Genomic DNA, 26,082 nt, shown 5'->3' with positions numbered 1-26,082 from the left:
CAAGGCAAGCCCAAGAACAAGCCAAACCACGTGCTCAGCAGGTAATTTTCTCCTTCTGATCGATGCCTTACCTGTTTGATGCAGAGATGTTTCAATCCAATTTAAGTCAATAAGTTCACAAAAATGGTTGAGTGATGGGAGAGCATGTTCAAGAGTGGATTCTAAATGTTCAGATAAAGACATAAAAAAATGAGCGTATTTACATACACTCATTTTTACTACATTTTTCTAATATTTGCTTAACTGACTGGCATTACCTCAACCGAGGTGCTTTTTTATGGCATTAAGTTTCTCGCTTGACTCAAGGGAGGTGAGGAGGGATAGAAGATTAGCGAAACCAGCCCTCTCTCTAACTCTCTCCCTCAGGGAGAGAGGACATGTCGCATTAAATCCATTTCTTCCATCTGAAGTAAATCAGCGGCCCGATAAAGAAGCCAATCAGGATAATACTGACAATAATAAAACTGGTGGTGCCTTTGGCAAAAGGCAGTACATCGGTGTTCATGCCATAGACACTGGCCACCAGCATCGGTGGTGCCAGCATACTTGGTAAAATCGAGAAGCGACGGATGGTGTCATTCTGTTCGGTATTAATGAAGCCCGAAGTAGTATCGAGTAGGAAGCGCACTTTCTGGAACAGGAAGGCGTCGTGTTCGACCAGCGAGCGTACATCTTCACTCAGTTCACGGATATCGGCATCATAAATATGACTGCCCAAGGCACGTGGACGCGCTAAAAAGGTCAGCACACGGCGTAAATCAATCAGACAGAGCTGAGCTTTTCCAAGCATATCTTCCAGTTGAGCCAGCCGGGTAATCATGTCATCAAGGTCTAAAATCATTTCCCGGTGGCGGTTATTCAGCACTTCGGTAGAGTATTTTTCCAGGTCCTTGTGGATATCTTCCAAGATATCCGCAAGTTCATCCAGCTTGGCTTCTAGCAGACCGAGCAGCACCCAGGTCGGGTCTTTATAATCAATTTCATAATCATTGCGTCGTGCACGGGCCCGAAAAGCACGAAAGGCCACCAGTTTTTCACCGCGCAGGGTTAGCAGACGGTCCCGGTTTAAAATAAAGGCAACAGTTTGTACCGTGGCGAGAATACTGGAATTTTCTTCCGATTCATCATCGACCTGATAGTTTTTATTTTTCGTTAAAAAATAGGTGCTGATGTGTAAAACCCCATCATCATCACGGTAAAATCGGGCAGATGAGGAAATATCTTCCAGAGACTTTAAGGTGGGTAAATCCTGCCGGTAGGCGTCCATGACCCACTGTTGTTCTTCTTGTGAAGGGGCGATCAGGTCAATCCAGACCAGTTCTGGATGCAGGTCGAAGCCGCCGTTAATGGTGGCGTCTTCCAGACTACCGCGCTCTGTGGCGTAAAAGGCTTCAAGCATTAGTCTTTTCTCCCTTGCGCAGTATGGGTTTTATTGATGGGTGTATTTTAGACAAGGATTTGATTAAAAACACTGTTTGAAGTGCTAATTTATTTAAAAAACCAGCTCAAGGGTATATTTGCGGCATCATAGCCGCTGAACATGGTGAAAAAATGACAAATTCAATTGCAGTCTTCTGTGGCTCGGCTTTAGGTTCCGATGCGGTTTTTGTGGACACGGCGCAGCTGGTCGGGCAAACGATTGCAAAACAGGGCAAAACCCTGGTCTATGGTGGTGGTCGCTCCGGGTTAATGGGTGTGGTCGCAGACAGTGCCTTGCAGGCCGGTGGTGCCGTAATTGGCGTGATTCCGGAGCCACTGGTTGATCGCGAGCTGGCCCATCCCGGTTTAACCGAGCTGCATGTGGTGAAGAATATGCATGAGCGTAAAACCAAAATGTCAGAACTGTCCGATGCCTTTATTGCCATGCCAGGTGGTGCCGGCACACTGGAAGAAATTTTTGAGCAGTGGACCTGGGCCCAGCTGGGAATTCATTTAAAACCGAATGCCTTTTTAAATGTTGAAGGTTTTTATGATGATCTGCTGCGCTTTATTCGCATGACTACTGACAAGGGCTTTACCCATGCACGTTTTACCGAGGCGTTAATTGTGTCTGATTCTATGGATGAGATTTTAAGCCAGTTTGAACGCTTTCAGGCACCTGAACCGAAATGGGGTATGGCCGACCGTCAGGCCTTGGTGAAATAAATATGAACACCATTACCGTAGCTGCGGCCATTATTCTGAACGAGCAGCAGCAATTGCTGCTGGTACGCAAACAGCACACCCAATGTTTTATGCAGGTTGGCGGCAAGCTGGAAAGCGCTGAGCCATCGGAGCAGACCATCTGCCGGGAAATTGCGGAGGAAATTGGCTGTCAGGCCCAGATTAAACAGTTTGTTGGCCGTTTTGAAACCGCTACAGCCAATGAGCCGGATCATCGTCTGGTCAGTTATGTTTATTATGTGCAGCTCGATCAGGACCCGCAGGTTCAGGCAGAAATTGCGGAAATGAAATGGATTGAACTGGAGGATAAGACGACACGTCTGGCACCGTTAACCACAGAAGTGGTGATTCCCTGGGTGAAACAGCATCTGTTACAGTCGGCTTAAGGCTGGCTGTCTTTTTGAAATGATTTATCCGTCGGCACTGGCAATACACACCGCATAGACCTTGTGACAGCCAAGTTGCTCCAGCTGCTGTTTTAGCGCACGAATTGAGCTGCCGGTGGTGACCACATCATCGACAATTAACACCCGGCGATAGGGCCGGCCGGTATCGGGCCGTAGCTGGAATTGCTGGTCCAGATTCTCCAGTCGTTCCAGTCGACTTAAGCCTTTTTGACTGTGTTGATGGCGCCGTACAACCGGTTGCCAGATTGGTAGCTGTAAATGGTGTGCCAGCACCTGAGCCAGCAGCAGGGTATGATGATAACCACGCTCTGCCAGTCGCTCGGTTGCCACCGGCATCGGGACAATGGCCTGTACCCGTGGATAGGCCAATTCACACAGGCTGCCCGCCAGTAAAGACTGATAATGCAATTGCTGCTCATATTTGAATTGCTGAATCATCCGGTCGACTGGATAACGATAATGACAGGCTACCTGAATCTCGGTTTCCTGCCGGCAGACACTGGCCTTTAGCCACGGCAGCTGTTGCAAACAGTCTGCACAGACCCGGTACTGCTGCTGGGCCGCACTGCCACAGAGCTGGCAGGGCAGTAACTTTTTAAAGAGCGTATGGCTATGCGCCAGCAGCTTAAACATAGGCATAACGTGGTGCTTCCGGCAGCCAGCGTTTGAGCAAGGCTTCGGCCTGCTCGGGATAATCTTTGAGCATCTGCTGGGCCACATAATGCGCCTGATTCAGCAGATGATCATCGCGTTCCAGCTTGGCCACCCGAAAGCCCATATCGCCGGTTTGTTTGGTGCCCAGTAACTCCCCGGGGCCGCGCAGTTCCAGATCTTTTTCGGCAATCACAAAGCCATCATTGCTTTCTCTTAAAATTCGCAGCCGTTCCAGCCCGTTTTGCGACAATGGATGCTTATACAGCAGGGCACAGAAACTGGCTTTGGCGCCCCGACCGACCCGGCCACGCAGCTGATGCAATTGCGACAGCCCTAAACGCTCGGCATTTTCAATCACCATGATTGAAGCATTCGGGACATCGACGCCGACTTCAATCACGGTGGTGGCAATCAGCAATTGCAGCTGGTTGTCTTTAAACTGCTGCATCACCGCCTGTTTGTCATCAGCCTTCATTTTGCCATGCACCAGACCAATATTCAGTTCCGGAAAGCGTTCCTTGATTTCAGCAAAAGTCGCTTCGGCAGCTTGCGCATCCAACGTTTCTGACTGTTCGACCAGGGTGCACACCCAATAGGCCTGTTTGCCTTCTGCACAGTTGCTGGCAATACGCTGTAGTACCTGTTCGCGCCGGTCCAGTGGAATGGTCACGGTCTGAATCGGGGTACGGCCCGGCGGCAGCTCATCAATAATGGAAGTGTCCAGATCGCCATAGGCGGACATCGCCAGCGTACGTGGAATCGGGGTGGCGGTCATCACCAGCTGATGCGGAGTCATGTGATTCAGGCCCTTGTTTCTTAAGGCCAGCCGCTGATCGACCCCAAAGCGGTGCTGCTCATCAATAATCACCAGTCCCAGCTTGGCAAATTCGACATTGTCCTGAAACAGCGCATGAGTGCCGACCACCAGCTGGGCGCTGCCATCCTGAATAATCTGTTCGGCGCTGGCGCGGGCCTTGCCTTTCTGTTTGCCAGAGAGCCAGGATACGGTTAGTCCCAAAGGTTCAAACCAGCGTTTAAAGTTTAAATAATGTTGTTCGGCTAGAATTTCAGTTGGTGCCATCAGCGCCACCTGCCAGCCTTCTTCCAGTGCATGACAGGCCGCCACCGCCGCCACCAGCGTTTTGCCGGCGCCGACATCGCCTTGTACCAGTCGCAGCATCGGCTTGTTTTGTTTCAGGTCCTGGATAATTTCCTTGGACACCCGTTTTTGCGCACCGGTCATGCTAAACGGTAAGCCGGCCAGTAACTGCTTGGCCAGACGTTGGCTGGGTGCAAAAGCTGGCGCTTCAATCTGCTGAATATAAGCACGGCGGGTCAATAAACTGACCTGATGTGCCACCAGTTCCTCAAAAATCAGCCGCTGCTGGGCCGGATGCGAACCCTGACCGAGCTGCAGCATATTGGCACTGGTTGGCGGCTCATGGATATATTCCAGCGCCTGTTTCAGTGCATAGCCGTTGGTAAATTTTTCCGGCAACAGTTCCGGCAGATCATCACTGTGCTGTTTCAGCGCCTGTTTGACATAGTCGCGCAGTTTGGGCTGGGTCAGCCCTTCGGTGCTTGGATAAATCGCCGTGAGCTGGGTTTTCGGTAGCGGAGTATGCTCGCTGATCAGCTGGATTTCCGGATGATACATTTCCAGACCACGTGCGCCGACCCGGACTTCACCAAACACGCGCAGGCGGTTGCCGACTTTAGCACGGTCGGTTAGGCCTTTATAAATATGATAAAAACGTAAGGTGACTTTGGCGCTGTCATCATCCAGCAGAATTGCCATCGACTTGCGTTTGCCGGGTGGAAAATCGACCCCTTTGACAATGCCTTCCAGTAAATAGCTGCGGCCGACGTTCAATTGGTTCATCGGAATGATCGTGCTACGATCTTCATAATCACGTGGCAGATGAAACAGTAGGTCATCTGTGGTGAAAATATTCAGTTTTTCCAGTAACGCGGCAGCAGCAGCGCCAACGCCTTGTAATTGATGGACTGCGGCCATGTCCCCTCAACAATGGTAATGAGCAAGTGGGTTATGCATATTTTATTTATCGGTTATGGTAAAACATCTGCACGTGTGGCTAAACAACTATTTCAAGCTGGCCACCAAATTACCACAATTAGCCGCAGCCAGAAAAGTGATGCGCATGCAACGCATCTGATTCAGGATGTGCAGCAGCTGGATTTAAGCCGGCTGACGCCCATTGACTGGGTCTATGTGCTGCTCAGTCCGGGCCAGAGCACGCCGGAGGCCTATCAGCAGACCTATCTGGATTCGGTGCAACCAATTGTAACGGCGCTGGCAGCGCATCCGGTGCGTCGTATGGTGGTGGTGTCATCGACCCGGGTGTATGGACAAAATGCCGGGGAATGGATTGAGGATACCACACTGCTTCAGCCGCCAGATGCACAGGCAGACATTCTGCTCAAGATGGAGCAGGCCTATTTAAGCGCTTATCCGGAGCGTTGCACCATTATCCGGCCCAGCGGTATTTATGGCAGCTCAATCGCAAGGATGGTCAAGCTGGCGCACACGCTCACTGAATATCCAAACCGGCACTGGTCTAACCGGATTCATATTGATGATCTGGCGCGTTTTCTGGCACAGATGATTCACGTGGAACATCTGCAGGAGAGTTATATTGTCAGTAATGGTCAGCCGCAACTGCTGCATGAAGTGGTGCAATGGTTTCAGCAGCAGCTACATCGGCCGTTATTAACCCTGACCAGTCCGCACGAAACCGGCAAGCGGATTCGACCGAAACGGATGCAGGACAGTGGTTTTAAGTTACAGCATGATGACTGTTTTCAGGATTATCTGGCCCTGTTACAGCAAGCGGATGTGAACTAAGAATTTTTAATTTTATTGAGGATGGCTGATATTTCCCGCACCTTTGCACGAATGCAAAGATACGGGTTATGGACGGTTTTTTATTTCTTTTTACGTTTTAAGCGACGTTTGGCTTGCTGTGCGGCTAGTGCATCTAGTGCATCTTTCAGTTCTTCATCGCTAAAGGTGGTGATGTGTTGCAGCATTTGCAGGGTTACATCATCCAGCACCAGATTGGCATACTGCGCCACATTGCTAAAGTTCTCATCAAAGACAATAGCATTGTCGCTGTTGGTGCTGATATAGCCTTGCTGGGTCAGCACTTTAATAAAGCTCTGGAACAGGGCCTTATCGAAGAACTCTGGTGAGTTGAACTCATACAGCACCGATAAACGCTGACCAACCAGATGACTCAGTTCTTCAACCTGACGGGCGGAAATATTGCCAGAACCACGCTGGGTAATCAGCGCCAGGGTCATGTAGTAGCGTTCCAGGCTTTGCATCACCGGCGCAGCCAGCACCACCAGCTGGTTATGATCTTCACTGTTCGGTGCCGGAGAAAGCAGATTCCCTTCAGCATCTTCACTAATCAGCTTGGCCTGAATTAGCCCATCAGCATAGGCACAGATCTGCTGTTTCAGTTCTGCTTCATTCCATTTCAGGAACAGCTCGGCTTTCAGGAACGGATACAGCGTACGAATTACATTAATCAGATCGCCACGCTTGATTGAACCATTGTGCTCCACCAGTGCCGCCACCAGAGATGGCAGGACAAAGGCATGCAGAATATTGTTGCGGAAGTAGGTCAGCAACACCGCCTGATTGTCTTCAATGGCAATAATATCGCCCAGAACGTGCTGCACACGTTTAATCAGTTTCAGCTTCAGACCGTAGGCAATAATTTCCTTGCCTGAAAGTGGGGTGATGTGGGTGCGCTCATCGTAAGGCAGGGCAGTAAGCAGGTCACGATAGGTATCCAGCTGCTTGATACAGATCGCTTCATCTAAGGTATGTTTTGGCGTGCCCAGCAAAATCAGCGATAACAGCGATACCGGGTTAATTACCACGGCGCGGTTAATGTTTTCCAGAATCGCATAGGCCGAGCTGTTTACCGCATCGGATACTTCCTGCGGAATCGGATCGTCATTTTTTTCGATACTGATCTGCTCGGCGCCATGCTGTTTTAGCATGTCATCTAAAAACACTGGCTCGCCAAAATTCACATGCACCTTGCCAAAAATACGCTCGATTTTTCTCAAGGTTTTCAGAATACCGACAATGGATTCGGCCTCTTTCGGTTTACCCTGCATTTCACCGACATAGGTCGAACCTTCCATCAGGCGTTCATAGCCAATATAGGTTGGCACAAAGGCAATCGGTTTGGCGCGGCCACGTAAATGTCCATGTACGGTCATGGCCAGCATACCGGTTTTTGGTGGCAACAAGCGGCCGGTACGCGAACGGCCGCCTTCAATAAAGTATTCCAGCGGCGTGTTGCGCGACAGAATGCTGTACAGATATTCCTTAAATACGGTGGTGTACAGGCCATTGCCACGGAAAGTCCGGCGAATAAAGAAAGCCCCGCCACCACGTAATAACTGACCGACAAAGGGCATGTTCAGGTTATCGCCAGCGGCAATGTACGGCACCATCATGCCGCGCTTATAAATCACATAAGACAGCAATAAATAGTCGATATGACTGCGATGGCACGGGGTATAAATAATTTCGTAGTCTTTGGCCAGCTCACGCACGGTACTGAAATTATGCACCTCGACGCCATCATAGAGTTGGGTCCATAAACGGGTTAGCGCCGTTTCAGCAAAGCGGATGGCGGCATAGGAATAGTCCGACACGATTTCATTTAAATAGCCAATGGCACGGCGCTCGGCTTCAATCATGCTGATTTTACTGCGGATGCTTTCGCGGCGAATGGCTTCCTGTACATCCGGCGCTTTAATCAGGCTATGCATCACATTACGGCGATCCGATAAATCGGGGCCTAACACCACTTCGCGCTGGCTGTCTAAATAATTATTTAAGGTATTGATGATACAGGTCGCCGGCGACAGGTTCGGGGCCTGCATCTTGGCGGTCTGCACCATGGCTCTTAAAGACTGTGCCTCATGAAATTCCAGATAGGATTGGCGACCATGCAGGCCAATATTGACCAGCTGCTTGACGGTGCCTGGTGTAGCCCAGGTATCGGTCAGTAGCAGTTTGAGCCAGGAATCTTCTTTATCTGGTGCGCGGCCCCAGAGGACGGTAACTGGAATCAGCTCAATATCCAGTTCCGGGTACTGCTCCAGCAGTTCAATCAGACGCAACAAACGCGGCGGAAAGGCGTGTGGCGGCGGATTCAGCAGATTGTTTTCATCATAGTGCTGTAAAAACAGGATTGAGGCTTTTTCCTTGTGCTGGCCAATCTGCATAGGGTCTAATGCGGGCGGCAGCTTTAAGCGGCGTGTTTCACCATCAAGGACCAAGGCATTGCTGCGGGAATGGTTCTGCAGCACATAGCAGACAATTTTCTGGGTCGGCTGTTCTGAATGGTCTGTCGCTGCTGCTTCGGCAGGAACCTCGCCCAGTACATGCGGGGTTACCACCAGATCAAGCAGTTTGCTTGAAAGCTGACGATAAATTTGACCAAAACCACTCTTGGACATACCAACTCCTAAATCAATGACCAGTACCGCAGATTATCTGAGGGAAAAAATAATAAATCTAATTGTAGCGAAAAATAGCCTGACATTTTCTGACAAATTCTATCTTTAGTGCTCAATTTTATCGTTAAAAATCGTATTTTTAGTGCGGCGCATTATACGGGAGTCGTGACAGGGCGGTCAGTTAAACTTTAGTGTTTTGGTCAACAAATATGGCAAAATAGGCAAGATTGAGCTGTTTCTATTTTGCTTGTTTTGATTTTTAAATATCCCGACATAGGTTTCCCCGCATGAATGCACTGACTCAGGAACTGGTTGAACTGCTTAGCCTGGAAAAACTTGAAGAAAATATCTACCGAGGCATCAGCCGCAATCTGGTCGGTAAGCGCGTGTTCGGTGGACAGGTGCTGGGCCAGGCACTGCGCGCGGCTTCGTATACCACCGACCGTCCGGCGCATTCCTTACATGCCTACTTCCTGTTTGGTGGCGATGTCAACGCACCGATTATTTATGAAGTGGACCGGATTCGTGAAGGCAAGAGCTTTGTTAGCCGTCAGGTGCGAGCCATCCAGCATGGCCGGACCATCTTTATGTGTATGGTATCTTTTGCTGCGCCAGAAGAAGGGCTGAATTACCAGATTTCCGAGCCTGAATATCCGGCACCGGAACAGTTAAAAAATGAAGCAGAACTGGTACAGAGCATTGTCGAGTTTATTCCGAAAAACGTTCGTGCCAGCTTTACCCGTGACCGGCATGTGGAAATCCGTCCGGTGAATCCAAGTAATCCGTTTCAGCCGCAGCCGGAAGCGCCGTCTTATGCGCACTATATCCGTACGCATAGTCCGATTGCAGCGGAGCAGGATGAAATTGCCCTGCATCAGGCCATTGCTGCCTTTTATTCAGACTTTACCCTGATGACCACCGCGCTGCGTCCGCATGGCCTGAGTTATCTGTCGCCAAGTCTGCAATGTGCCAGTATCGACCATGCCATGTATTTCCATAAGCCATTCCGGGTCGATGACTGGATGCTGTATGACATGGAAGCCACCATCAGTAACAGTTCGCGTGGCCTGAACTTTGGCCGTATGTGGCAAAACGGCGAGCTGGTCTGTAGCACCACGCAGGAAGGTTTAATTCGCTTACGCGAAATTGAAACTCAGTAAACCAATATCAATAAAAAAAGCCGAATCAGTCGATTCGGCTTTTTTTATCCTACCTTCAATGGCAATGCGGCAAATCGCTTGGTGCATGTTTATGGCAGCCTTGTGCCTTGCTGTTGCCCGAAGAATGGGCAAAAACCTGAGAGGTGCTACAAATGAGTGCAAGAATAAGGGCGAGTTTTTTCATGAGGTTACTCTTTTAGTCTTAAAAACAAGGTAATGCACTGATAAAGCACATCTTATGCCAGTTTTTCTGGCACCGGGCTTTTTTCCTGAGCTGGATTTGCTTTTGACAAAATAATGCTCGATTCAGCGCAGCTCGCATGGCATAGTGCCAAGCAAGATGACATCACAATATATGCACCCATGAGCTTAAATACACAAATTCTGGTGGCCGCAATTTTAGGGGTTCTATTCGGGTTTTTGTTGAACCTGTTGCCGGGCAGCGCATTTTATGACGGCAGCTTATATGGCCTGAGTATTGCCAGCAGTATTTTTATCGGCCTGCTGAAAATGCTGCTGATTCCCCTGATTTTCAGTTCGATTGTGGTCGGGGTATCCAACCTGCAGGCTTCTGGCCAGCTGAGCCGGGTCTGGAAAATTACCTTGCTGTGCTGTGTGACCACCACCACATTGGCGCTCATTTTAGGTCTGGCCTGTGCGCATCTGTTTGAAGTCGGTAAAGGCGTAGATGTGCGTTTATTCCAGGACGTGATGAGCCAGCATCAGACGCCGGATACCTTAACACCGTCGTCCTTCTTCACCAATTTTATTCAAAACACCCTGATTAATCCGTTTAAGGCCTTTGCCGAGGGCAATGTACTGGCGGTGGTGGTGTTTGCCTTATTTGTCGGGGTGGCGCTGGTCAAAGGCGGTGAGCAGTTCCGGACCGTGCGCCGGCTCAGCCATCAGTTTTTTGACATCATGATGCTGATGATCGGTTGGGTGATGAAACTGGCACCGCTGGGGATTTTTGCCCTGCTGGCCAAGCTGATTGCCACCGAAGATGTGACCGTGCTCAGCCGTCTGGCTGAGTTTACCGTAGTGGTAACCGGCACCACCATTTTTCATGGTCTGGTGGTACTGCCGCTACTGCTATGGCTGTTTGGAAAAATGAATCCGGTGACCTTCTTTAAAGGAACGCGCGCTGCTTTAATTACTGCATTTGCCACCAGTTCTAGTTCGGCCACCATGCCACTTTCGATGAAATGTGCCCAGGAAAACCTGAAGGTGCGCCCGCAAACAGCTGGCTTTGTAATTCCGCTGGGGACACAGCTGAATATGGATGGCACAGCCTTATATGAAGCCGCTGCGGCGCTGTTTATTGCCAATTTAATGGGGCTGGATTTGACCTTGGGCCAGCAGCTGGTGGTTTGCGCCACCGCCATGATTGCCTCCTTGGGCGCGCCGGGTATTCCAAGTGCCGGCATGGTCACCATGATTATGGTGTTGCAATCGGTTGGTCTGCCGGCAGAAGCAATTGCCATTTTACTGCCGATTGACCGTTTGCTGGATACCGTACGTACCGTGGTCAATGTCCAGGGCGATATGATGATTAGTGTGGTGGTCGATCGCTATACCCGCGACGATGAGATCACCACTCAATCCTGAGCATCTTCCCAGCACGGATTCCAGACCACTTCCCAGAGATGGCCATCGGGGTCCTGAAAATAACCGGCAAAACCGCCATAAAAGGTGGCTTGTGCCGGTTTGATAATGGTGGCACCGGCACGCTCGGCCTGCTGCATCACCTGATCTACGTCCAGCGGACTATGCACATTATGCCCTAGACTGATTTGGGTCGGGCAAAAACGGCTCAGGGGCAGGCCTGAATCTTGCGCCAAGGCAGCCTGCGGCCACAGTGCCAGTGTCAGGCCTGAATCCAGCGTGATAAACGCCACTGCGCCCTGTTCAAATTCCTGCCCGACGATACCTTCACTCTGCCAGCCCAAACCTTGCTGATAAAAGCGCAAAGCTGCGTCTAAATCCTGCACAGCCAGCGTGATCACACTCAAAGATGCGCGCATTGTTCCTGCCTTTTCATTCAAGTCTGATTTTTATCTTAGCGGAAATCTGGCTCGACACAGTGCTGCCTGTGTCGGGCAATTGTATCTCTGCAATTCTGCACCAGGTGGATGCTTTACGCGACTTTAAGCTGGGCGCGCTGTGCCGCCGGGGAGGCTTGCAGATAGGCCAGCGCATCTTCGGTTTTGGCTTCATGCAGCGGGTCATACCACGGCATTAAATAACCCAGTTGCTGTGATACCAGCCAGAATGGTGAGGGCAATAAGCCGTTATTGGCCTGTGCAGTGCGGTACCATTCCCGCCAGATCCACGGTTTATACAGGGCCGGCCGGATTGATGCATAACGCGGGTCCTGACGCATAATATGCGCCGCACCATCGACCCAGAGACCAATTACTCCAGCAATCACCAGCAGGCTCAGATAATAACGGGCCAGATAACTGCCACCCAAATGCCGATACAGGTCAAAGGCCACGGTGCGATGCTCGATTTCTTCTGCGCCGTGCCATTTGACCAGATCCAGCATGGCCGGGTCGGCACCCTGACGCTGCCATTCGCGGTTATACAGCGCATATTTACCCAGCACGCAGGTCATGTGTTCTACCGTGGCAACAATGCCTAAACGGAACAGATCCCAGTGCCGTTCGCTCCATTGCGGCAATTGCAGACCTAAAGGCCGATCGGCCAGTAACTGGTTAAACAGTCCGTTCATCAGGCTGATGTTGCGCTGAATATCAATCTGGCGTTCGCTTAAATAATCCTTGTTGGCCGAGTTATGCGCCTGGGCGTGCATGGCTTCCTGGCGGATAAAGGCCTGCACATCCTGTTTCAGTTTTTCATCCTGAATCTGCGGCAAAACCTTGTTGTACAGCCGGCAAAACCAGAACTCGCCGGCCGGCAGAATCATGTTAATTTCATTAATAAAATAACTGGCAAAAGGCTGCTGCGGAATCCAGTCGATGGGGGTGTCCTGCCATTCAAAGCGGACTTTACGCGGTTGAATAAAGTAGCCAATGGATGAGCCACGGGCAGCACGGCGAAAACGTGCGAGGAGTTTTTTCATGCTGTATTGCACCTCTAAAATGTGATGCGGTTTAAATTATGCTCAGCATGAGTATGAAAAAAATATCCCCCATTGAAACTAGCAATAGGGGACATTCCAATATCAATAGATGTAAATTATTGTCAGACAGTTTTGAGTTGTTGCAAAGCTTATGGCTCTTTGGCGGCCGTTTCAGTCAGCTGTTCAACAGCTTCTGTATCCGGCAGCTCTTCTGCTTCCAGTTCATCTGCCGTGGCTTCCGGAATGCTGGCCAGATCAAACTGCTGCGATTGTTCCAGGGTAAAGTTCAGACGACCGGCCATTACACTGGCCAGTTCTTCCAGACCCTGACGATTGAGCGAGGAGAACAGTTGAATCGAGAAATCCAGCTTCATCTTTTTCAGCTGCTGTTTCACTTCCAGCAGGACTTTATTGGCCGGGCCACGATTCAGCTTGTCGGATTTGGTCAGCAAAACATGCACAAACAGATGACGGGAATAAGCCCATTCCAGCATCATCACATCAAAATGCTGCAGTGGATGGCGAATATCCATTAGCAAGACCAGACCCTGTAAGCTCTTGCGATGAATCAGGTAGTTTTCCAGTTCTTTTTGCCAGACAATTTTCATTGATTCAGGTACTGCGGCATAACCATAACCCGGTAAATCGACCAGACGCTGCTCCGGATTGCCCAGACTAAAGAAGTTGATCATCTGGGTACGGCCCGGTTTTTTCGAGGCACGTGCCAGCTGTTTCTGGTTGGTTAGAGCATTAATCGCACTGGATTTGCCGGCATTGGAACGTCCGGCAAAGGCCACTTCATAGCCGCTATCTTCTACACAGAGATTCAGCTTTGGCGCACTCATCAGGAATTCGGCTTTACGTAGCCAGTTCAGGGCACGAACGGCATATTCGGTAATCGCAGGATCAGCCTTTTTCTCATAGCTAATCTTTTGCTTCGGCGCATTAGCGGCCTTAGTGTTTTTCGATTTTCCTCTGCTATGGTGCATAACTTAACTTCATCACTGCTTTTACAAAGCGGTATTATAGATCAACTCGCGCAGACACGCGAACTTTGCTGTAGCCGTGTGCAAAAGTTATCTAACTCAGAGATTGATCAGCTGAATTGGCGATTGTGTGCTCCACTGTGCCGGTGCAGGAGTATTTAACACGTCGGACAGGGTGTACTGGTCCAGACTCTGATAAAACTGTTCCAGCGCCTGATCTAAAATGCCTTTTAAGCCACAGCGGCTGCGCAGCACGCACGGCGGGGTATTACATTCCACAATCTGGGTTTCACGTTGCAAAATACGCACGATCTGGCCCAGCTTCAGTGCCCGTGCATCCGGATTTAAACGCAGGCCGCCCCCTTTACCGCGGGTGGTAATCAGCCATTCCTGTTTGCCCATGAAATGCACAATTTTAACCAGATGGTTTTGGGAAACATGCAAATCCTGCGCAATTTCCGCAATCGTATACGGCAGATCTCGCGGTGGGGAGATATACAGCAGAATACGTAATGCATAGTCGGTGAATTTATTTAATTGCATGATCGCACAAATATTTTTTTCAAAGTTGAAATACAAGAAGGCTAGTCTACCATAAGCAGACTAGCCCTCCTATGTTTTACACGTGTGGGGTTTTAGTGACGTACACCACCCGTACCAAACGCTTCACTGTGAATCTGTTCGGCTTTAATACCACGTGCCAGTAAGGCTTTTTGCTGCTCGGCCATGAATGGCATTGGGCCACACAGATAGTAATCAGCATTTTCCGGTAATAAGGCAGCATCTATGCTGCTCAGGTCCAGACGACCGGCCACATCATAATCCTGACCTAACACATCTTCGGTATTCGGGAATTCATAGGCTGTAAAGGTATGAATACGTGGATACTTCGCCTTGATGTCCTGAATATGCTGTTTCATGGCATGTACCTGTTTGCTGCGGCAGGCATGAATGAAGGTCACCGGTTGTGGCACATCTAAAGTGACCAGCTGGTTCAGCATCGCAATCATTGGGGTTAAGCCAACACCACCACTGATGAACACATTACGTTTGTTGCTGTCGATCAGGTAGAAGTTTCCGGTTGGCGCTGAAATTTCAAGTTCTGCACCTTCTGGCAGCTGATGCAGCGCATTAGATACCCAGCCTGCAATCTTGTCGGCGCCATTACCCGGTTCGCGTTTCACTGAAATACGTAAGTAGTCTTGCTGCGGGCTGGTTGACAGCGTGTATTGACGTGGTTGTTTCAGGTCCAGTTCAGGGACAAAAACACGTACTGAAATGTATTGGCCGGCTTCATATTTTGGTAAGGCACCACCATCGACCGGTTCAAAGTAGAACGAGGTAATTTCGTCGCTTTCTACCACTTTCTTGGCAATTTTGAAATTACGCCAGCCTAACCAGCTGCCTTGAGTTTGCTGATGCTGCTCGTAAATGGCACGTTCGGTATTAATGAACACTTCTGCAAGCTGGCCATACGCGGCGGCCCAGGCATCAATCAGTGGATCATCCATGGAAATGTTCAGCACTTCGCTGATGGAGTGCAGCAGGTTTTCACCGACAATATTATAGTCCGGGGCCTGAATATTCAGACTGACATGCTTGTGTGCGACCAGTTCAATCACCGGTGCCAGTACTGATGGATCTTCAATATTTTCTGCATAGGCCAGTACCGCACCTGCCAGTGCCTGCGCCTGCGCACCACTGCGTTGATGACCCAGGTTAAAGGTTTCTTTAAGGTCCGGATTATTCCCCAACATGCGGTTATAGAAATAGCTGGTCAGGGCCACACCATTTTCACGTAGAACAGGAACAGTTGCTTTTACAAGGTCAATTTGCTGTGGAGTCATGGCTGATCTCTCATGGCTGGTTATTTATAAGATGTATTTAAAATACATTTTATAAAACGCCAGTGCAAGCACTGTTTTTAAAAAACCATAAAAAAATTATGGGATATAAAAATATCCCATAATGAAAGCTGTTCCTATCGGTTTTTTGATTATTTTCGGCCAAACAGGGAGCCTAATAATCCGCGGACAATTTTCTGTCCGGTACTGCCGCCTAAGGTGCGGGCCGCGCTCTTGGCAAAGGTGCCGACAATGTCCTGAGTCAGCTTTTCACGCTGTCGTGCAGCGCGTTCAGCTTCTTTTTGCTGTTCGCGGGCCAGACGTTCCTGTTCCCGCGCCTGCTGTTTGGCCAAAGCGGCCTGTTCTTTGGCTTGCTGCTTGGCTAAAGCTTCCTGTTCTTTGGCGCGTTGCTGTTCTAGCGCGGCCTGTTCAGCCTGTTGCTGGCGTTCCGCTACTTTCTGTTGCAGCATTTCATAGGCACTGTCCCGGTCCAGACTCTGCTCATATACACCGGCGACAATACTCTGGCTCATCAGTGCCTTGCGCTGTTCAGGGCTAATCGGGCTAAACGAGGAGTAGGGTGGCATCACCCAGCCGCGCTCTACAATCTGCGGCGTGCCTTGTTCATCCAGACAGCTAATTAAAGCTTCACCGACGGCCAGTTCGGTAATGGCCTGTTCCACCTGAAATTCCGGATTGGCACGGAAAGTTGCTGCCGCGGTTTTGACCGCTTTCTGATCTTTGGGGGTAAAGGCGCGTAAGGCGTGTTGCACCCGGTTGCCGAGCTGTCCCAGTACACTTTCAGGCAAATCCAGCGGATTCTGGGTGACAAAATAAATTCCAACGCCTTTGGAGCGAATCAGGCGGACCACCTGCTCAATTTTCGCCTGTAGGGCCGGGCTGGCATTGTCAAACAGTAAATGCGCTTCATCAAAGAAGAACACCAGTTTGGGTTTGTCCATATCACCGACCTCCGGCAACTGTTCAAACAGCTCTGATAGCATCCACAATAAAAAGGTCGCATACAGTTTCGGGGTGTGCATCAACTTGTCTGCAGCCAGCAGGTTGATGTTGCCGTGTCCCTGGGCATCGGTCTGCATGAAATCCAGAATATTCAGGCTGGGCTCGCCAAAAAACAGATCACCGCCCTGATCTGCAAGTGCCAATAGGTTACGTTGAATCGCACCAAGGCTAGCTGGCGAGAGATTACCGTATTCAGCTTTAAAGTCTGCAGCATGTTCGCTGACATAACTCAGCATGGCTTTCAGGTCTTTAAAGTCGATCAGCAACAAGCCCTGATCATCAGCAATTCGGAAGACTGCTGAGAGAACACCTTCTTGCGTGTCATTCAGGTTTAGGATGCGGGCAAGCAAGAGTGGCCCAATTTCAGAAATCGTAGTACGGATCGGATGGCCTTGTTCGCCAAACAGATCCCAGAATACAACCGGCGAAGCTTCAAAAGGAATCGAGTCAATATTCAGGCTTTTAATGCGTTCATCAAACTTAGGATTGCTTTCGCCTGGCTGGGCCAGGCTGGAAACATCTCCCTTAGCATCGGCTAAAAATACAGGTACACCAATGCGGGAAAAGCTTTCTGCCAACACTTTCAAAGTCACCGTTTTGCCAGTTCCGGTCGCACCGGCAATCAGCCCGTGACGGTTGGCAAGCTGTGAATGCAGCACAATATCTTGCGTGGTATCACTGGTTTTTTTAGCAATAATGATTGGTGTATTCATTAACCTGAAATCCCTGTATAAATTTTTATATTTTTCAGTAGTTTACATGTTACTGTAAAAAATGTGAAATTAATCATTTTTTTAATATTTTGCATATTTTGGAAATATTTTAACTTGTTTGTTGAAATATTGCTCATTTTTTGTAATATTTAGAACTCATTTTGTTTTAAATAACATTATGGAAAATAAAATATTAATAAGTTTTTTTAAATAATTTGGAAACGGTTAGAGGGTATCAATGAAATTCAATAAACAATTATTAGCTATGTTAGTTGGAACATCTGTATTTTTAACTGCCTGTGGTGGCGATTCAGATGGCTCAACATCTACAAAACCTGCTGATCCAGTTCAACCAGAACAGCCAAGTGAAACGGTTACTACGATTCAAGATGTTGCAACTGTAGTAAGTGAAAAAGCGAATATTGCAGTTTTTGGTGAAGTAAATTCCGAATATTTTACAGATATCACATTAACATCCGGTCAGACGGTTTTATTGTTAGATGATAATGATAATGAGGCACAAGCAACAGGTTTTGCTTCGCAGGTTGCTTTAAATACTTCCTCTGCTCAGACGCAAGCTAGATCAAATTCTGTTGTATCAAACCAAGACTTAGATCAATTTAGTAAATTCTATTTAGGTTTGTTTACTGAAAGCCTTGTTAAACAAAATGCAAAAGTCAATATTTTAACAAACCGTGTATCCATGAATGCTCAAGGGGAGGTTGTTAATGTAATTTTGGATATTGATTTTTCTAATGCCAATGAACTGACTAAAGTTCGTGATCTGTTGTTATCTGTATTAAATTCAAATTCATCTGTTACTACTCCTGTAGTCGTACAAGCAAGTGATAAAAAATTACGTCTCAATCTATCTTTTTGGCTTGCAAACCAATCAGGTTATATTTGGGCAAATACTTATGTCGCGAGTAATAGTGAGAAAGTTAACCAAAAATATGGTGATTTGAATATTGCTAGTGCTTTAAGTAGCAATGCTGTTATTGAAGTGGCTACAGCAAAAGAAACTTTTACTCAAACAACACAATCTGCAAATGCGGTTGACATTTTATGGAATATTGATTCTTCAGGTTCAATGTCTGAAGAACAGCGTAACTTGGCAAATGGTGCTGCACAGTTCTTTAAATCATTGAATCAGGCAGGTGTGGATTATCGCTTAGCAGTGAATACGCAGGATGCGTACGCATGTAAGTCACTTAGAACTTTAAAAGATAAAACGACTAATTTTATTGATAGAAATACACCAGATGCAGAGCAAGAATGGGCTACCTTGGCTCAACCTGGAACTTATGGTTCAGCTACTGAAACAGGTTTTTACTGCGTTCGTGAAGCAGATTTGACTGGTTTTGACCGTCCAAACGTGAAGAATTTAGTGGTGTTTGTTTCAGATGAGGCTGAAAATGAAACATATTGGCAGTCCAGTCCAGTATATAGTAACTATACACGACGAGATTTTAATGATTATAAAAATTATTTCTTGTCTACAAACACTACCTACTTTTCGATTGTAGGTACATCTGATCATATTCGTCCAACTTTTGCAGATCCTACAATTTCTTGGAGTACACCAGGATTTGAATGTAATGGTCAAGGTGGATCTGCTGAAGGAGGAGGGCACTTTAAAGAGATTGCACGTTTGACTGGTGGGGCTTCTGCTTCAATTTGTGCTGATGCTACAAGCTGGAATGTGGTATTTGATGACATTATCCGTGTGGCAACCGGTCTTGCAAGTCAGTTTAGTTTAAAACAGGTACCAATACCTTCAACTGTTAAAGTGACAGTAAATGGTCAAAATGTTGCGCGTGATACAACACATCGACAAGGCTTTGATCTAGTTTATAGTAATTCTGGCGTAAGTTTAGTGTTCTATGGAACAGCTTTACCAAAAGCAGGTGAGACTGTTTCTGTAAGCTATGATTACTTTAAGTAAAGCGAAACGATAATGTAAAAAATTGGGCAAATTGCCCAATTTTTTATGTCGATATTTAAGCTAAGACTTTTAAAGCCTGTTTAATATCCTGAAGCAGATCTTCCGGATGTTCTAGTCCAATACAGAAACGAACCAGGAAACCCTCTTTTAAATGTGAATGTTCCAGCACACGCATTTCTTTTAAGTTATATAGCATGACCAGGCTGACCGGTCCCCCCCAGCTAAAGCCCAGCTTGAACAGGGTTAATGCATCACAGAATGCTCGAATATCGTTTAAATTGTATTGCGCATCAAAAATCACACTAACCAGTCCGGCGCTGTGACCCTCCTTGCAGATGTCTTTCCAGTATGCATGACCGGCACTGTCCGGATCAGCCGGATGCAGGACCTGAACCAGCTCTTTTTGCTGTTTTAGCCAGTTCAGCAAGGTCAGTGCTGATTGTGACTGTTGCTGGTAACGCAGCTGCATGGAGGCCAGACTGCGCTGGATTTGCGCCGTATCATCCCCGCTGACACAAATCCCCTGAATGGCATGCATCCCGAATAATTGATGATGGAGTGTCTGGTCGCGCGTCACCACCGAGCCCATTAAAATATCGCCACCCCCGCTTGGATATTTGGTCAGGGCATGCACGGTCAGATCTACGCTTAAGTGGTCCTCGCCAAAATCAAAGGCATTAAAGGCCAGTCCTGCGCCCCAGGTATTGTCCAGCGCAGTCAGAATGTTATGAGCCTGGGCTTTTTTTACCAGACCGCTTAAGTCCGGAAACTCCAGTGTCACCGAGCCAGCCGCTTCCAGCCATAACAGTTTGGCTTTATCGCTTGGGTTAAAGCTTTCTACCTCCACCGGGTTGTAAACTTTGACGGCAATGCCATAACGCTGCTGCAGATTACGCAGATGCTCCATATTCGGGCCATAAATATTATCCGGAACCCAGACTTCATCGCCCTGACTTAACAAGCAGGAATTGACCAGATTAATCGCAGAAAGGCCGCTCGGCGCCAGCAGGTGATAGAGGCCGCCTTCGATCTGCGCGATGTTGTCACCTAAAGTAAAGGTCGTCGGCGTGCCATGCGTGCCATAACTATAGTCATAGGCATCGGTCCAGTGGCGATTAAACAGTGCATCGGTGTTGTTAAAAATAATCGTCGATGCACGATAGAGGGGAGGTTGAACCGTAGAAATCAGTTGAGGGGCTTTTCGTGGTGCATGAATCAGTTCGGTTTGCGGATTTTTTTTCACGACTTCGCTCAAATCAGGACAATCAATTGAATTTAGCTTAAGAGAAAAGGATCAGTTGTGCCATATCTGGCTGTATTTATTTGACTTTGAACACTCGGCGCTAAAGTTGGCTTCATTTTTGCAAAACCTAAAAGCATAGCTACAACAACAGGTTTCAGCGCATGGCGTCGCATTTAAAAGTACATTATTTTCAGCATATTGCTGGTGAAGGATTTGGAAGTTGTTATACGCATTTAAAACGGTTAAATGCAGAGATCAGTGCCACAGAATTTTTTGCCTTGCCGGTTGATTCAGCACTGGATATTGAAGCGCTGCCGCAGATCGAGGAGGTCGATTTGTTAATTGTCATGGGCGGCACCATGAGCGTTAATGATGAAGCCAATTTCCCCTGGTTAAAAATGGAAAAACGCTGGCTCAGGCGTTATTTGGCCATGGGAAAACCGGCCATTGGTCTGTGTCTGGGTGGGCAACTGATCGCCAATGCGCTGGGCGCGGCCGTCAATCGCAATCCTGTACAGGAGCTGGGCTGGCACGAGGTACGCAAGGTTAGTCATGTGCCACCAGACTATTTTCAGTTGCCGGAGCAGTTTAATGTCATGCAGTGGCATAGCGAAAGCTTCGAGATTCCCAAAGGGGCTGTGCATCTGGCCGAAAATGATGCCTGTCGCAATCAGATGTATCAGATTGGCAAAAATGTACTGGGCTTTCAGTTTCACCCGGAAACCACGCCAGAAAGCCTGCAATTATTCCTGGAAGATGAAGAAGAGCTGGCCCTGTTTCAGGGACCTTATGTGCAATCGCTAGAGCAGCTGCAGCGCGCCAATAAAAATAAATTTATTCAAGGAAATCAGATATTAAATCAGGCGATAGATTATGTGTTACAGCAAACTGCAGCGCAGCGGCGGGCTGTATAATTATTAAACAATTGATTTGTTGAAATATTTGAAAAATGATGTAAAAAGCCACAAAAGGATTTGCTTATGCATTAAACAATCGTTATAATGGGCGACCCTTTGATATTAAGGGGGTTAACCGCGAAGAAAGTGGTTAACTATCGTTACAGTCGTGGCATCGATCACGACCTTAGTGATATTTCACTGCTCTTGACACTTGCCTTTATTAGTGGGGTGAGATGCGTCAAGAGTGATTCTTTATATATTTTGGCTTGGAGTTAACTGGTATGTCTAACCAGAGAATTCGTATCCGTCTTAAGTCTTTTGATCACCGTTTAATTGATCAATCTGCTCAAGAGATCGTAGAAACCGCTAAGCGTACTGGCGCACAAGTGTGTGGTCCAATCCCGATGCCTACTCGCATCGAACGCTTCAACGTTCTTACATCACCGCACGTTTACAAAGATGCGCGTGACCAATATGAGATCCGCACTTACAAACGTTTGATCGATATCGTTCAACCTACAGACAAAACTGTAGATGCATTGATGAAATTAGATCTTGCAGCTGGTGTTGATGTTCAGATCGCATTGGGTTAAGGCTTTCGGTTAATTAACGCTCTAAGTTAATTAAGCCGCTTTTTTAGAGGTTTATGCACATGGCTATTGGTTTAGTCGGTCGCAAGTGCGGTATGACCCGTATCTTTACAGATGCTGGTGTTTCTGTACCTGTTACAGTGATTGAGGTTGATCCTAACCGCATCACACAAATCAAAACGCTTGAAACTGATGGTTATCAAGCGATTCAAATCACTACTGGTGAACGTCGCGAATCTCGTGTAACTAACGCTCAGAAAGGTCACTTTGCGAAAGCGGGTGTTGCTGCTGGTCGTCTGGTTCAAGAATTCCGCGTTACAGAAGCTGAGCTTGAAGGTCGTGAAGTTGGTGGTACGCTTACTGTAGATTTGTTCACAGTTGGTCAAATCGTTGACGTAACTGGCACATCTAAAGGTAAAGGTTTCCAAGGTGGTGTTAAGCGTTGGAACTTCCGTACTCAAGACGCTACTCACGGTAACTCTGTTTCTCACCGTGTTCTAGGTTCTACAGGTCAAAACCAGACTCCTGGTCGCGTATTCAAAGGCAAAAAAATGGCTGGCCATTTAGGTGCTGAGCGCGTAACTACACAGGGTCTTGAAATCGTTGCAATCGACACAGAGCGTTCAGTTCTAGTTGTTAAAGGCGCGGTTCCTGGTGCTACTGGTGGCGACGTAACTGTTCGTCCTACTATCAAGGCCTGAGGGGAAATAACGTGAATTTAAAAACTGTTTCCGGCTCTGCTGTTGAATTGTCTGAAGTAGCTTTCGGCCGTGAATTTAACGAAGCGCTTGTACACCAAGTTGTTACAGCTTACTTAGCTGGTGGTCGTCAAGGTTCTAAAGCTCAGAAGTCACGTGCAGACGTTTCTGGCGGTGGTAAAAAACCATTCCGTCAAAAAGGTACTGGCCGCGCTCGTGCTGGTTCTATTCGTAGCCCAATCTGGGTTGGCGGTGGTAAAACTTTTGCTGCTCGTCCACAAGACTGGTCTCAAAAAGTGAACCGTAAGATGTACCGCGGTGCAATGCAATGTATCTTAGCTGAACTTGTTCGCCAAGATCGTCTTGTATTAGTTGAAGAGTTTGCTGTTGAAGCGCCTAAAACTAAAGCATTGCTTGCAAAACTGAACGACTTGAATGCAACTCGCGCATTGATCGTTACTGAAGCTGTAGATGAGAATCTATACCTTGCAGCTCGCAACCTTCCACACGTTGATGTGGTTGACGCTACTGCAATCGATCCTGTTAGCTTGATCGCGTTCGATAAAGTTGTAATGTCTGTTGCTGCTGCTAAGAAAATTGAGGTAGAACTCGGATGAACAACGAACGTTTATATCAAGTCCTACAAGGACCTGTATTCTCAGAAAAAGCACAAGTTTTAGGTGAAACTGCTGGTGTTCAAGTGTTCAAGGTTGCATTAAATGCAAACAAGCTTGAAATCAAAAAAGCAGTGGAACAATTATTTGGTGTAGAAGTTGTTAAAGTTAACACGACTATCACTAAAGGTAAGACTAAACGCTTTGGTAAAACTATCGGACGTCGTTCTGATGTTAAAAAAGCATACGTCACCCTGAAAGCTGGCCAAGATGTTGAAATGGCTGACTTGGGCGATACCGCTGAAACCGCAGCGGAATAAGGACGAAAATTATGCCTATTCAAAAATGTAAGCCAACGTCTCCAGGACGTCGCTTTGTAGAGAGAGTGGTTCATGATCACCTTCACAAAGGCGCGCCATATGCTCCGTTGGTAGAAGCTAAAAAACGTACTGGTGGTCGTAACAATAACGGTCACATTACGACTCGTCACGTTGGTGGTGGCCACAAACAGCACTACCGTATCGTTGACTTCAAACGTAACAAAGACGGCATTCCTGCTGTAGTTGAGCGTATTGAATACGATCCTAACCGTACTGCACACATCGCACTGCTGAAGTATGCTGACGGTGAGCGTCGTTATATTATTGCGCCTAAAGGCTTACGTGCTGGTGATAAAGTACAGTCTGGTAACGATGCTCCAATTCGTCCAGGTAACTGCTTGCCACTTCGCAACATGCCTATCGGTTCTACACTTCATAACATCGAACTTAAAATCGGTAAAGGCGCGCAGTTAGCTCGTTCAGCTGGTACATCAGTTCAGTTGTTGGGTCGTGACGGTTCTTACGCTATCGTTCGTTTACGTTCTGGTGAAATGCGTAAAGTACACGTTGAATGTCGTGCTGTATTGGGTGAAGTTTCTAACTCAGAAAGCAACTTGCGTTCACTTGGTAAAGCAGGTGCTTCACGCTGGCGTGGCGTTCGTCCTACCGTACGTGGTATGGCGATGAACCCGGTTGACCACCCACACGGTGGTGGTGAAGGGCGTAACAAAGGTATTCAACCTGTAAGCCCATGGGGTCAAAAAGCTAAAGGGTACAAGACACGTACCAACAAGCGTACGACTAAGATGATTATTCGCGACCGTCGCGTTAAGTAACAAGTAAAGGAATCTGACTAATGCCTCGTTCATTGAAAAAAGGCCCATTCGTCGATGCGCACTTGTTCGCTAAGGTTGAAGCGGCTGTTGCGAGCAACTCTCGTAAGCCGATCAAAACTTGGTCGCGTCGTTCGATGATTCTTCCGGATTTTGTTGGTCTAACAATTTCTGTACACAATGGTCGTAACCACGTTCCAGTAATCGTTACTGAACACATGGTTGGCCATAAACTAGGTGAATTCGCGCCAACTCGTACCTATCGTGGTCACGGTGTTGACAAGAAGTCTAAACGTTAATAGGTGCTATGATGGAAGTAACTGCTAAATTACGCGGTGCCGCTATCTCGGCACAAAAGGCACGTTTGGTTGCAGACCTTATTCGCGGCAAATCTGTTGCGCATGCGCTTAACATCCTGAACTACAGCAACAAAAAAGCTGCTGTACTGGTTAAAAAAGCGTTGGAATCTGCAATTGCAAATGCTGAACACAATAACAGTTTAGATGTAGACGATCTTAAAGTTTCTACGATCTACGTTGATGAAGGCATGAGCCTGAAACGTATTATGCCACGTGCTAAAGGCCGTGCAGATCGTATTACTAAGCGTACTTGTCACATCACCGTTAAGGTAGGGGTTTGATATGGGTCAGAAGGTTCATCCAATCGGTATCCGCCTAGGTGTTGTGAAACGTCATAACGCTAACTGGTATGCGAATCCGAAACAATACGCTGAATACTTGCTTAAAGACCTTCAAGTTCGTGAGTTTTTAACTAAAAAACTTAAGAACGCAATGGTAAGCAATATTCTTATCGAACGTCCGACAGGCGCTGCTAAAGTAACTATTAGCACTGCTCGTCCTGGTATCGTTATCGGTAAAAAAGGCGAAGACATTGAGAAATTACAGCGCGAACTTACCAACATTATGGGCGTTCCAGCGCAAGTAAGCATCAACGAAATCGATCGTCCAGACTTAGACGCACGTCTGGTTGCTGAAGCAATCGCTTCTCAATTAGAAAAGCGTGTAATGTTCCGTCGTGCTATGAAGCGTGCGGTTCAAAACACTATGCGTGCTGGTGCCAAAGGTATCAAAGTTGAAGTTTCTGGCCGTTTAGGCGGTGCTGAGATCGCTCGTACAGAATGGTATCGTGAAGGTCGTGTACCTCTACATACACTTCGTGCGGACATCGACTACGCGACTATGCGTGCTGAAACGACTTACGGTACGATTGGTGTTAAAGTTTGGATCTTCCGTGGTGAGATCTTGGGCGGCATGAAACAAGTCATGAACCCAGCTCCAGCTGAAGAACGTCCAGCTAAACGCGGTCGCGGTCGTGGTGAAGGTCAAGAGCGTCGTGGTCGTCGCAATGATCGTTCTGCTGAAAAAGGAGAATAA

At 47.7% G+C, this 26,082-nt stretch carries 28 protein-coding genes; 15 read left to right on the top strand and 13 right to left on the bottom strand.

Annotated elements, in window-relative coordinates:
* Positions 1 to 183 (bottom strand): transposase domain-containing protein (locus tag FTU55_RS10420; protein ID WP_180047028.1); only part of this gene is annotated, 183 nt, incomplete at its 3' end.
* Between the two features lie 202 nt (positions 184 to 385).
* The gene (locus FTU55_RS10415) at positions 386 to 1,399 is read right to left on the bottom strand and encodes a CorA family divalent cation transporter (RefSeq protein WP_005180320.1); all 1,014 of its coding nucleotides are present in this window, start codon (positions 1,397 to 1,399) and stop codon (positions 386 to 388) included.
* Positions 1,400 to 1,551: 152 nt separating this feature from the next.
* On the opposite strand from FTU55_RS10415, the gene FTU55_RS10410 reads away from it, so the two are divergent.
* Both FTU55_RS10410 and FTU55_RS10405 read left to right on the top strand, forming a co-directional pair.
* Positions 1,552 to 2,145 carry a TIGR00730 family Rossman fold protein gene (locus tag FTU55_RS10410; RefSeq protein WP_005180318.1) on the top strand — a complete coding sequence of 198 codons (594 nt, stop codon included), beginning with the start codon at positions 1,552 to 1,554 and terminating at the stop codon, positions 2,143 to 2,145.
* 2 nt (positions 2,146 to 2,147) lie between these two features.
* Positions 2,148 to 2,549 carry an NUDIX domain-containing protein gene (locus tag FTU55_RS10405; RefSeq protein WP_180047026.1) on the top strand — a complete coding sequence of 134 codons (402 nt, stop codon included), beginning with the start codon at positions 2,148 to 2,150 and terminating at the stop codon, positions 2,547 to 2,549.
* A gap of 24 nt (positions 2,550 to 2,573) precedes the next feature.
* Here FTU55_RS10405 and FTU55_RS10400 read toward each other — a convergent pair whose 3' ends face one another.
* On the bottom strand, positions 2,574 to 3,209 hold the full coding sequence (locus tag FTU55_RS10400; RefSeq protein ID WP_180047024.1) for a ComF family protein: 636 nt from the start codon (positions 3,207 to 3,209) through the stop codon (positions 2,574 to 2,576).
* Positions 3,196 to 5,241, bottom strand: coding sequence for an ATP-dependent DNA helicase RecG (gene recG / locus FTU55_RS10395; protein ID WP_180047022.1), 2,046 nt, complete (start codon positions 5,239 to 5,241; stop codon positions 3,196 to 3,198). The genes FTU55_RS10400 and recG overlap by 14 nt, the downstream gene beginning before the upstream one ends.
* Before the next feature lie 33 nt (positions 5,242 to 5,274).
* Here recG and FTU55_RS10390 point away from each other — a divergent pair, with 33 nt between their 5' ends.
* On the top strand, positions 5,275 to 6,090 hold the full coding sequence (locus FTU55_RS10390; RefSeq protein WP_180047020.1) for an NAD(P)H-binding protein: 816 nt from the start codon (positions 5,275 to 5,277) through the stop codon (positions 6,088 to 6,090).
* An 80-nt stretch (positions 6,091 to 6,170) separates the two neighbouring features.
* Here the strand turns inward: FTU55_RS10390 and plsB are convergent, their stop codons facing one another.
* The gene (plsB, locus tag FTU55_RS10385; protein ID WP_016658523.1) at positions 6,171 to 8,735 is read right to left on the bottom strand and encodes a glycerol-3-phosphate 1-O-acyltransferase PlsB; all 2,565 of its coding nucleotides are present in this window, start codon (positions 8,733 to 8,735) and stop codon (positions 6,171 to 6,173) included.
* A 287-nt stretch (positions 8,736 to 9,022) separates the two neighbouring features.
* Between plsB and FTU55_RS10380 the strand changes: the two genes are divergently transcribed.
* Positions 9,023 to 9,895: an acyl-CoA thioesterase II gene (locus FTU55_RS10380; RefSeq protein ID WP_005180310.1), complete on the top strand. Its 873-nt coding sequence runs from the start codon at positions 9,023 to 9,025 to the stop codon at positions 9,893 to 9,895.
* A 55-nt stretch (positions 9,896 to 9,950) separates the two neighbouring features.
* Here the strand turns inward: FTU55_RS10380 and FTU55_RS15180 are convergent, their stop codons facing one another.
* Positions 9,951 to 10,079, bottom strand: coding sequence for a YHYH domain-containing protein (locus FTU55_RS15180; RefSeq protein WP_194088134.1), 129 nt, complete (start codon positions 10,077 to 10,079; stop codon positions 9,951 to 9,953).
* Positions 10,080 to 10,258: 179 nt separating this feature from the next.
* On the opposite strand from FTU55_RS15180, the gene FTU55_RS10375 reads away from it, so the two are divergent.
* Positions 10,259 to 11,503 carry a dicarboxylate/amino acid:cation symporter gene (locus tag FTU55_RS10375; protein ID WP_218949100.1) on the top strand — a complete coding sequence of 415 codons (1,245 nt, stop codon included), beginning with the start codon at positions 10,259 to 10,261 and terminating at the stop codon, positions 11,501 to 11,503.
* Here FTU55_RS10375 and FTU55_RS10370 read toward each other — a convergent pair.
* The 6 genes from FTU55_RS10370 to FTU55_RS10345 all read right to left on the bottom strand — a co-directional run bounded on the left by FTU55_RS10370 (position 11,494) and on the right by FTU55_RS10345 (position 17,546).
* Complete coding sequence (locus FTU55_RS10370) at positions 11,494 to 11,919, bottom strand: VOC family protein (RefSeq protein ID WP_180047016.1); 426 nt, start codon at positions 11,917 to 11,919, stop codon at positions 11,494 to 11,496. The two genes, FTU55_RS10375 and FTU55_RS10370, sit on opposite strands and share 10 nt — an antisense overlap.
* Before the next feature lie 113 nt (positions 11,920 to 12,032).
* Positions 12,033 to 12,980 (bottom strand): metal-dependent hydrolase, encoded by a 948-nt coding sequence (locus FTU55_RS10365; protein WP_127801050.1) that lies wholly within the window; start codon positions 12,978 to 12,980, stop codon positions 12,033 to 12,035.
* A gap of 149 nt (positions 12,981 to 13,129) precedes the next feature.
* Complete coding sequence (yihA, locus tag FTU55_RS10360; RefSeq protein WP_005180304.1) at positions 13,130 to 13,969, bottom strand: ribosome biogenesis GTP-binding protein YihA/YsxC; 840 nt, start codon at positions 13,967 to 13,969, stop codon at positions 13,130 to 13,132.
* Positions 13,970 to 14,065: 96 nt separating this feature from the next.
* Positions 14,066 to 14,509, bottom strand: a complete 444-nt coding sequence (locus FTU55_RS10355; RefSeq protein ID WP_180047014.1) for an Rrf2 family transcriptional regulator — start codon at positions 14,507 to 14,509, stop codon at positions 14,066 to 14,068.
* Positions 14,510 to 14,601: 92 nt separating this feature from the next.
* Positions 14,602 to 15,813, bottom strand: a complete 1,212-nt coding sequence (gene hmpA, locus FTU55_RS10350) for an NO-inducible flavohemoprotein (protein WP_104471568.1) — start codon at positions 15,811 to 15,813, stop codon at positions 14,602 to 14,604.
* 149 nt (positions 15,814 to 15,962) lie between these two features.
* A complete protein-coding gene (locus FTU55_RS10345; protein ID WP_180047012.1) occupies positions 15,963 to 17,546 on the bottom strand; it encodes a helicase HerA-like domain-containing protein in 1,584 nt (527 codons plus the stop codon).
* A gap of 238 nt (positions 17,547 to 17,784) precedes the next feature.
* Between FTU55_RS10345 and FTU55_RS15175 the strand changes: the two genes are divergently transcribed.
* Positions 17,785 to 19,491: a vWA domain-containing protein gene (locus FTU55_RS15175; protein WP_257222765.1), complete on the top strand. Its 1,707-nt coding sequence runs from the start codon at positions 17,785 to 17,787 to the stop codon at positions 19,489 to 19,491.
* A 55-nt stretch (positions 19,492 to 19,546) separates the two neighbouring features.
* Here the strand turns inward: FTU55_RS15175 and FTU55_RS10335 are convergent, their stop codons facing one another.
* Positions 19,547 to 20,734 carry a PLP-dependent transferase gene (locus FTU55_RS10335; protein ID WP_180047010.1) on the bottom strand — a complete coding sequence of 396 codons (1,188 nt, stop codon included), beginning with the start codon at positions 20,732 to 20,734 and terminating at the stop codon, positions 19,547 to 19,549.
* A 161-nt stretch (positions 20,735 to 20,895) separates the two neighbouring features.
* Between FTU55_RS10335 and FTU55_RS10330 the strand changes: the two genes are divergently transcribed.
* The 9 genes from FTU55_RS10330 (at position 20,896) to rpsC (ending at position 26,082) form a co-directional block, all read left to right on the top strand.
* A complete protein-coding gene (locus FTU55_RS10330) occupies positions 20,896 to 21,648 on the top strand; it encodes a type 1 glutamine amidotransferase (RefSeq protein WP_180047008.1) in 753 nt (250 codons plus the stop codon).
* A 266-nt stretch (positions 21,649 to 21,914) separates the two neighbouring features.
* Positions 21,915 to 22,226, top strand: coding sequence for a 30S ribosomal protein S10 (rpsJ, locus tag FTU55_RS10325; RefSeq protein WP_005180291.1), 312 nt, complete (start codon positions 21,915 to 21,917; stop codon positions 22,224 to 22,226).
* A 59-nt stretch (positions 22,227 to 22,285) separates the two neighbouring features.
* On the top strand, positions 22,286 to 22,924 hold the full coding sequence (gene rplC / locus FTU55_RS10320) for a 50S ribosomal protein L3 (protein ID WP_005180289.1): 639 nt from the start codon (positions 22,286 to 22,288) through the stop codon (positions 22,922 to 22,924).
* Between the two features lie 11 nt (positions 22,925 to 22,935).
* Positions 22,936 to 23,538: a 50S ribosomal protein L4 gene (gene rplD / locus FTU55_RS10315; RefSeq protein WP_005180287.1), complete on the top strand. Its 603-nt coding sequence runs from the start codon at positions 22,936 to 22,938 to the stop codon at positions 23,536 to 23,538.
* Positions 23,535 to 23,855 (top strand): 50S ribosomal protein L23, encoded by a 321-nt coding sequence (rplW, locus tag FTU55_RS10310; RefSeq protein WP_005180285.1) that lies wholly within the window; start codon positions 23,535 to 23,537, stop codon positions 23,853 to 23,855. Before rplD ends, rplW begins: the two co-directional genes overlap by 4 nt.
* Before the next feature lie 11 nt (positions 23,856 to 23,866).
* Entirely contained in the window at positions 23,867 to 24,691 is an 825-nt protein-coding gene (gene rplB, locus FTU55_RS10305; RefSeq protein WP_180047007.1) for a 50S ribosomal protein L2, read from the top strand.
* Positions 24,692 to 24,711: 20 nt separating this feature from the next.
* Positions 24,712 to 24,987, top strand: a complete 276-nt coding sequence (rpsS, locus tag FTU55_RS10300; RefSeq protein WP_001138119.1) for a 30S ribosomal protein S19 — start codon at positions 24,712 to 24,714, stop codon at positions 24,985 to 24,987.
* Positions 24,988 to 24,998: 11 nt separating this feature from the next.
* Positions 24,999 to 25,328: a 50S ribosomal protein L22 gene (rplV, locus tag FTU55_RS10295; protein ID WP_180047005.1), complete on the top strand. Its 330-nt coding sequence runs from the start codon at positions 24,999 to 25,001 to the stop codon at positions 25,326 to 25,328.
* Between the two features lies 1 nt (position 25,329).
* Positions 25,330 to 26,082: a 30S ribosomal protein S3 gene (gene rpsC, locus FTU55_RS10290; protein ID WP_005180281.1), complete on the top strand. Its 753-nt coding sequence runs from the start codon at positions 25,330 to 25,332 to the stop codon at positions 26,080 to 26,082.

The sequence above is a fragment of the Acinetobacter sp. YH12117 genome (assembly GCF_013418865.1).
GTDB lineage: Bacteria > Pseudomonadota > Gammaproteobacteria > Pseudomonadales > Moraxellaceae > Acinetobacter > Acinetobacter indicus.
This window is presented reverse-complemented; position numbering and strand designations above follow the sequence as displayed.

Excerpts from the sequence above, each read along its gene's own strand:
- FTU55_RS10365 (WP_127801050.1), bottom strand. The coding sequence starts at position 12,980 with ATGAAAAAACTCCTCGCACGTTTTCGCCGTGCTGCCCGTGGCTCATCC.
- hmpA (WP_104471568.1), bottom strand. The coding sequence starts at position 15,813 with ATGACTCCACAGCAAATTGACCTTGTAAAAGCAACTGTTCCTGTTCTA.
- FTU55_RS10415 (WP_005180320.1), bottom strand. The coding sequence starts at position 1,399 with ATGCTTGAAGCCTTTTACGCCACAGAGCGCGGTAGTCTGGAAGACGCC.
- rplW (WP_005180285.1), top strand. The coding sequence starts at position 23,535 with ATGAACAACGAACGTTTATATCAAGTCCTACAAGGACCTGTATTCTCA.
- FTU55_RS15180 (WP_194088134.1), bottom strand. The coding sequence starts at position 10,079 with ATGAAAAAACTCGCCCTTATTCTTGCACTCATTTGTAGCACCTCTCAG.
- FTU55_RS15175 (WP_257222765.1), top strand. The coding sequence starts at position 17,785 with ATGAAATTCAATAAACAATTATTAGCTATGTTAGTTGGAACATCTGTA.
- FTU55_RS10330 (WP_180047008.1), top strand. The coding sequence starts at position 20,896 with ATGGCGTCGCATTTAAAAGTACATTATTTTCAGCATATTGCTGGTGAA.
- rpsS (WP_001138119.1), top strand. The coding sequence starts at position 24,712 with ATGCCTCGTTCATTGAAAAAAGGCCCATTCGTCGATGCGCACTTGTTC.
- rplB (WP_180047007.1), top strand. The coding sequence starts at position 23,867 with ATGCCTATTCAAAAATGTAAGCCAACGTCTCCAGGACGTCGCTTTGTA.
- FTU55_RS10370 (WP_180047016.1), bottom strand. The coding sequence starts at position 11,919 with ATGCGCGCATCTTTGAGTGTGATCACGCTGGCTGTGCAGGATTTAGAC.
- rplV (WP_180047005.1), top strand. The coding sequence starts at position 24,999 with ATGGAAGTAACTGCTAAATTACGCGGTGCCGCTATCTCGGCACAAAAG.
- FTU55_RS10390 (WP_180047020.1), top strand. The coding sequence starts at position 5,275 with ATGCATATTTTATTTATCGGTTATGGTAAAACATCTGCACGTGTGGCT.
- yihA (WP_005180304.1), bottom strand. The coding sequence starts at position 13,969 with ATGCACCATAGCAGAGGAAAATCGAAAAACACTAAGGCCGCTAATGCG.
- recG (WP_180047022.1), bottom strand. The coding sequence starts at position 5,241 with ATGGCCGCAGTCCATCAATTACAAGGCGTTGGCGCTGCTGCTGCCGCG.
- rpsC (WP_005180281.1), top strand. The coding sequence starts at position 25,330 with ATGGGTCAGAAGGTTCATCCAATCGGTATCCGCCTAGGTGTTGTGAAA.
- rpsJ (WP_005180291.1), top strand. The coding sequence starts at position 21,915 with ATGTCTAACCAGAGAATTCGTATCCGTCTTAAGTCTTTTGATCACCGT.
- FTU55_RS10400 (WP_180047024.1), bottom strand. The coding sequence starts at position 3,209 with ATGCCTATGTTTAAGCTGCTGGCGCATAGCCATACGCTCTTTAAAAAG.
- plsB (WP_016658523.1), bottom strand. The coding sequence starts at position 8,735 with ATGTCCAAGAGTGGTTTTGGTCAAATTTATCGTCAGCTTTCAAGCAAA.
- FTU55_RS10375 (WP_218949100.1), top strand. The coding sequence starts at position 10,259 with ATGAGCTTAAATACACAAATTCTGGTGGCCGCAATTTTAGGGGTTCTA.
- FTU55_RS10380 (WP_005180310.1), top strand. The coding sequence starts at position 9,023 with ATGAATGCACTGACTCAGGAACTGGTTGAACTGCTTAGCCTGGAAAAA.
- FTU55_RS10410 (WP_005180318.1), top strand. The coding sequence starts at position 1,552 with ATGACAAATTCAATTGCAGTCTTCTGTGGCTCGGCTTTAGGTTCCGAT.
- FTU55_RS10355 (WP_180047014.1), bottom strand. The coding sequence starts at position 14,509 with ATGCAATTAAATAAATTCACCGACTATGCATTACGTATTCTGCTGTAT.
- rplC (WP_005180289.1), top strand. The coding sequence starts at position 22,286 with ATGGCTATTGGTTTAGTCGGTCGCAAGTGCGGTATGACCCGTATCTTT.
- FTU55_RS10345 (WP_180047012.1), bottom strand. The coding sequence starts at position 17,546 with ATGAATACACCAATCATTATTGCTAAAAAAACCAGTGATACCACGCAA.
- FTU55_RS10405 (WP_180047026.1), top strand. The coding sequence starts at position 2,148 with ATGAACACCATTACCGTAGCTGCGGCCATTATTCTGAACGAGCAGCAG.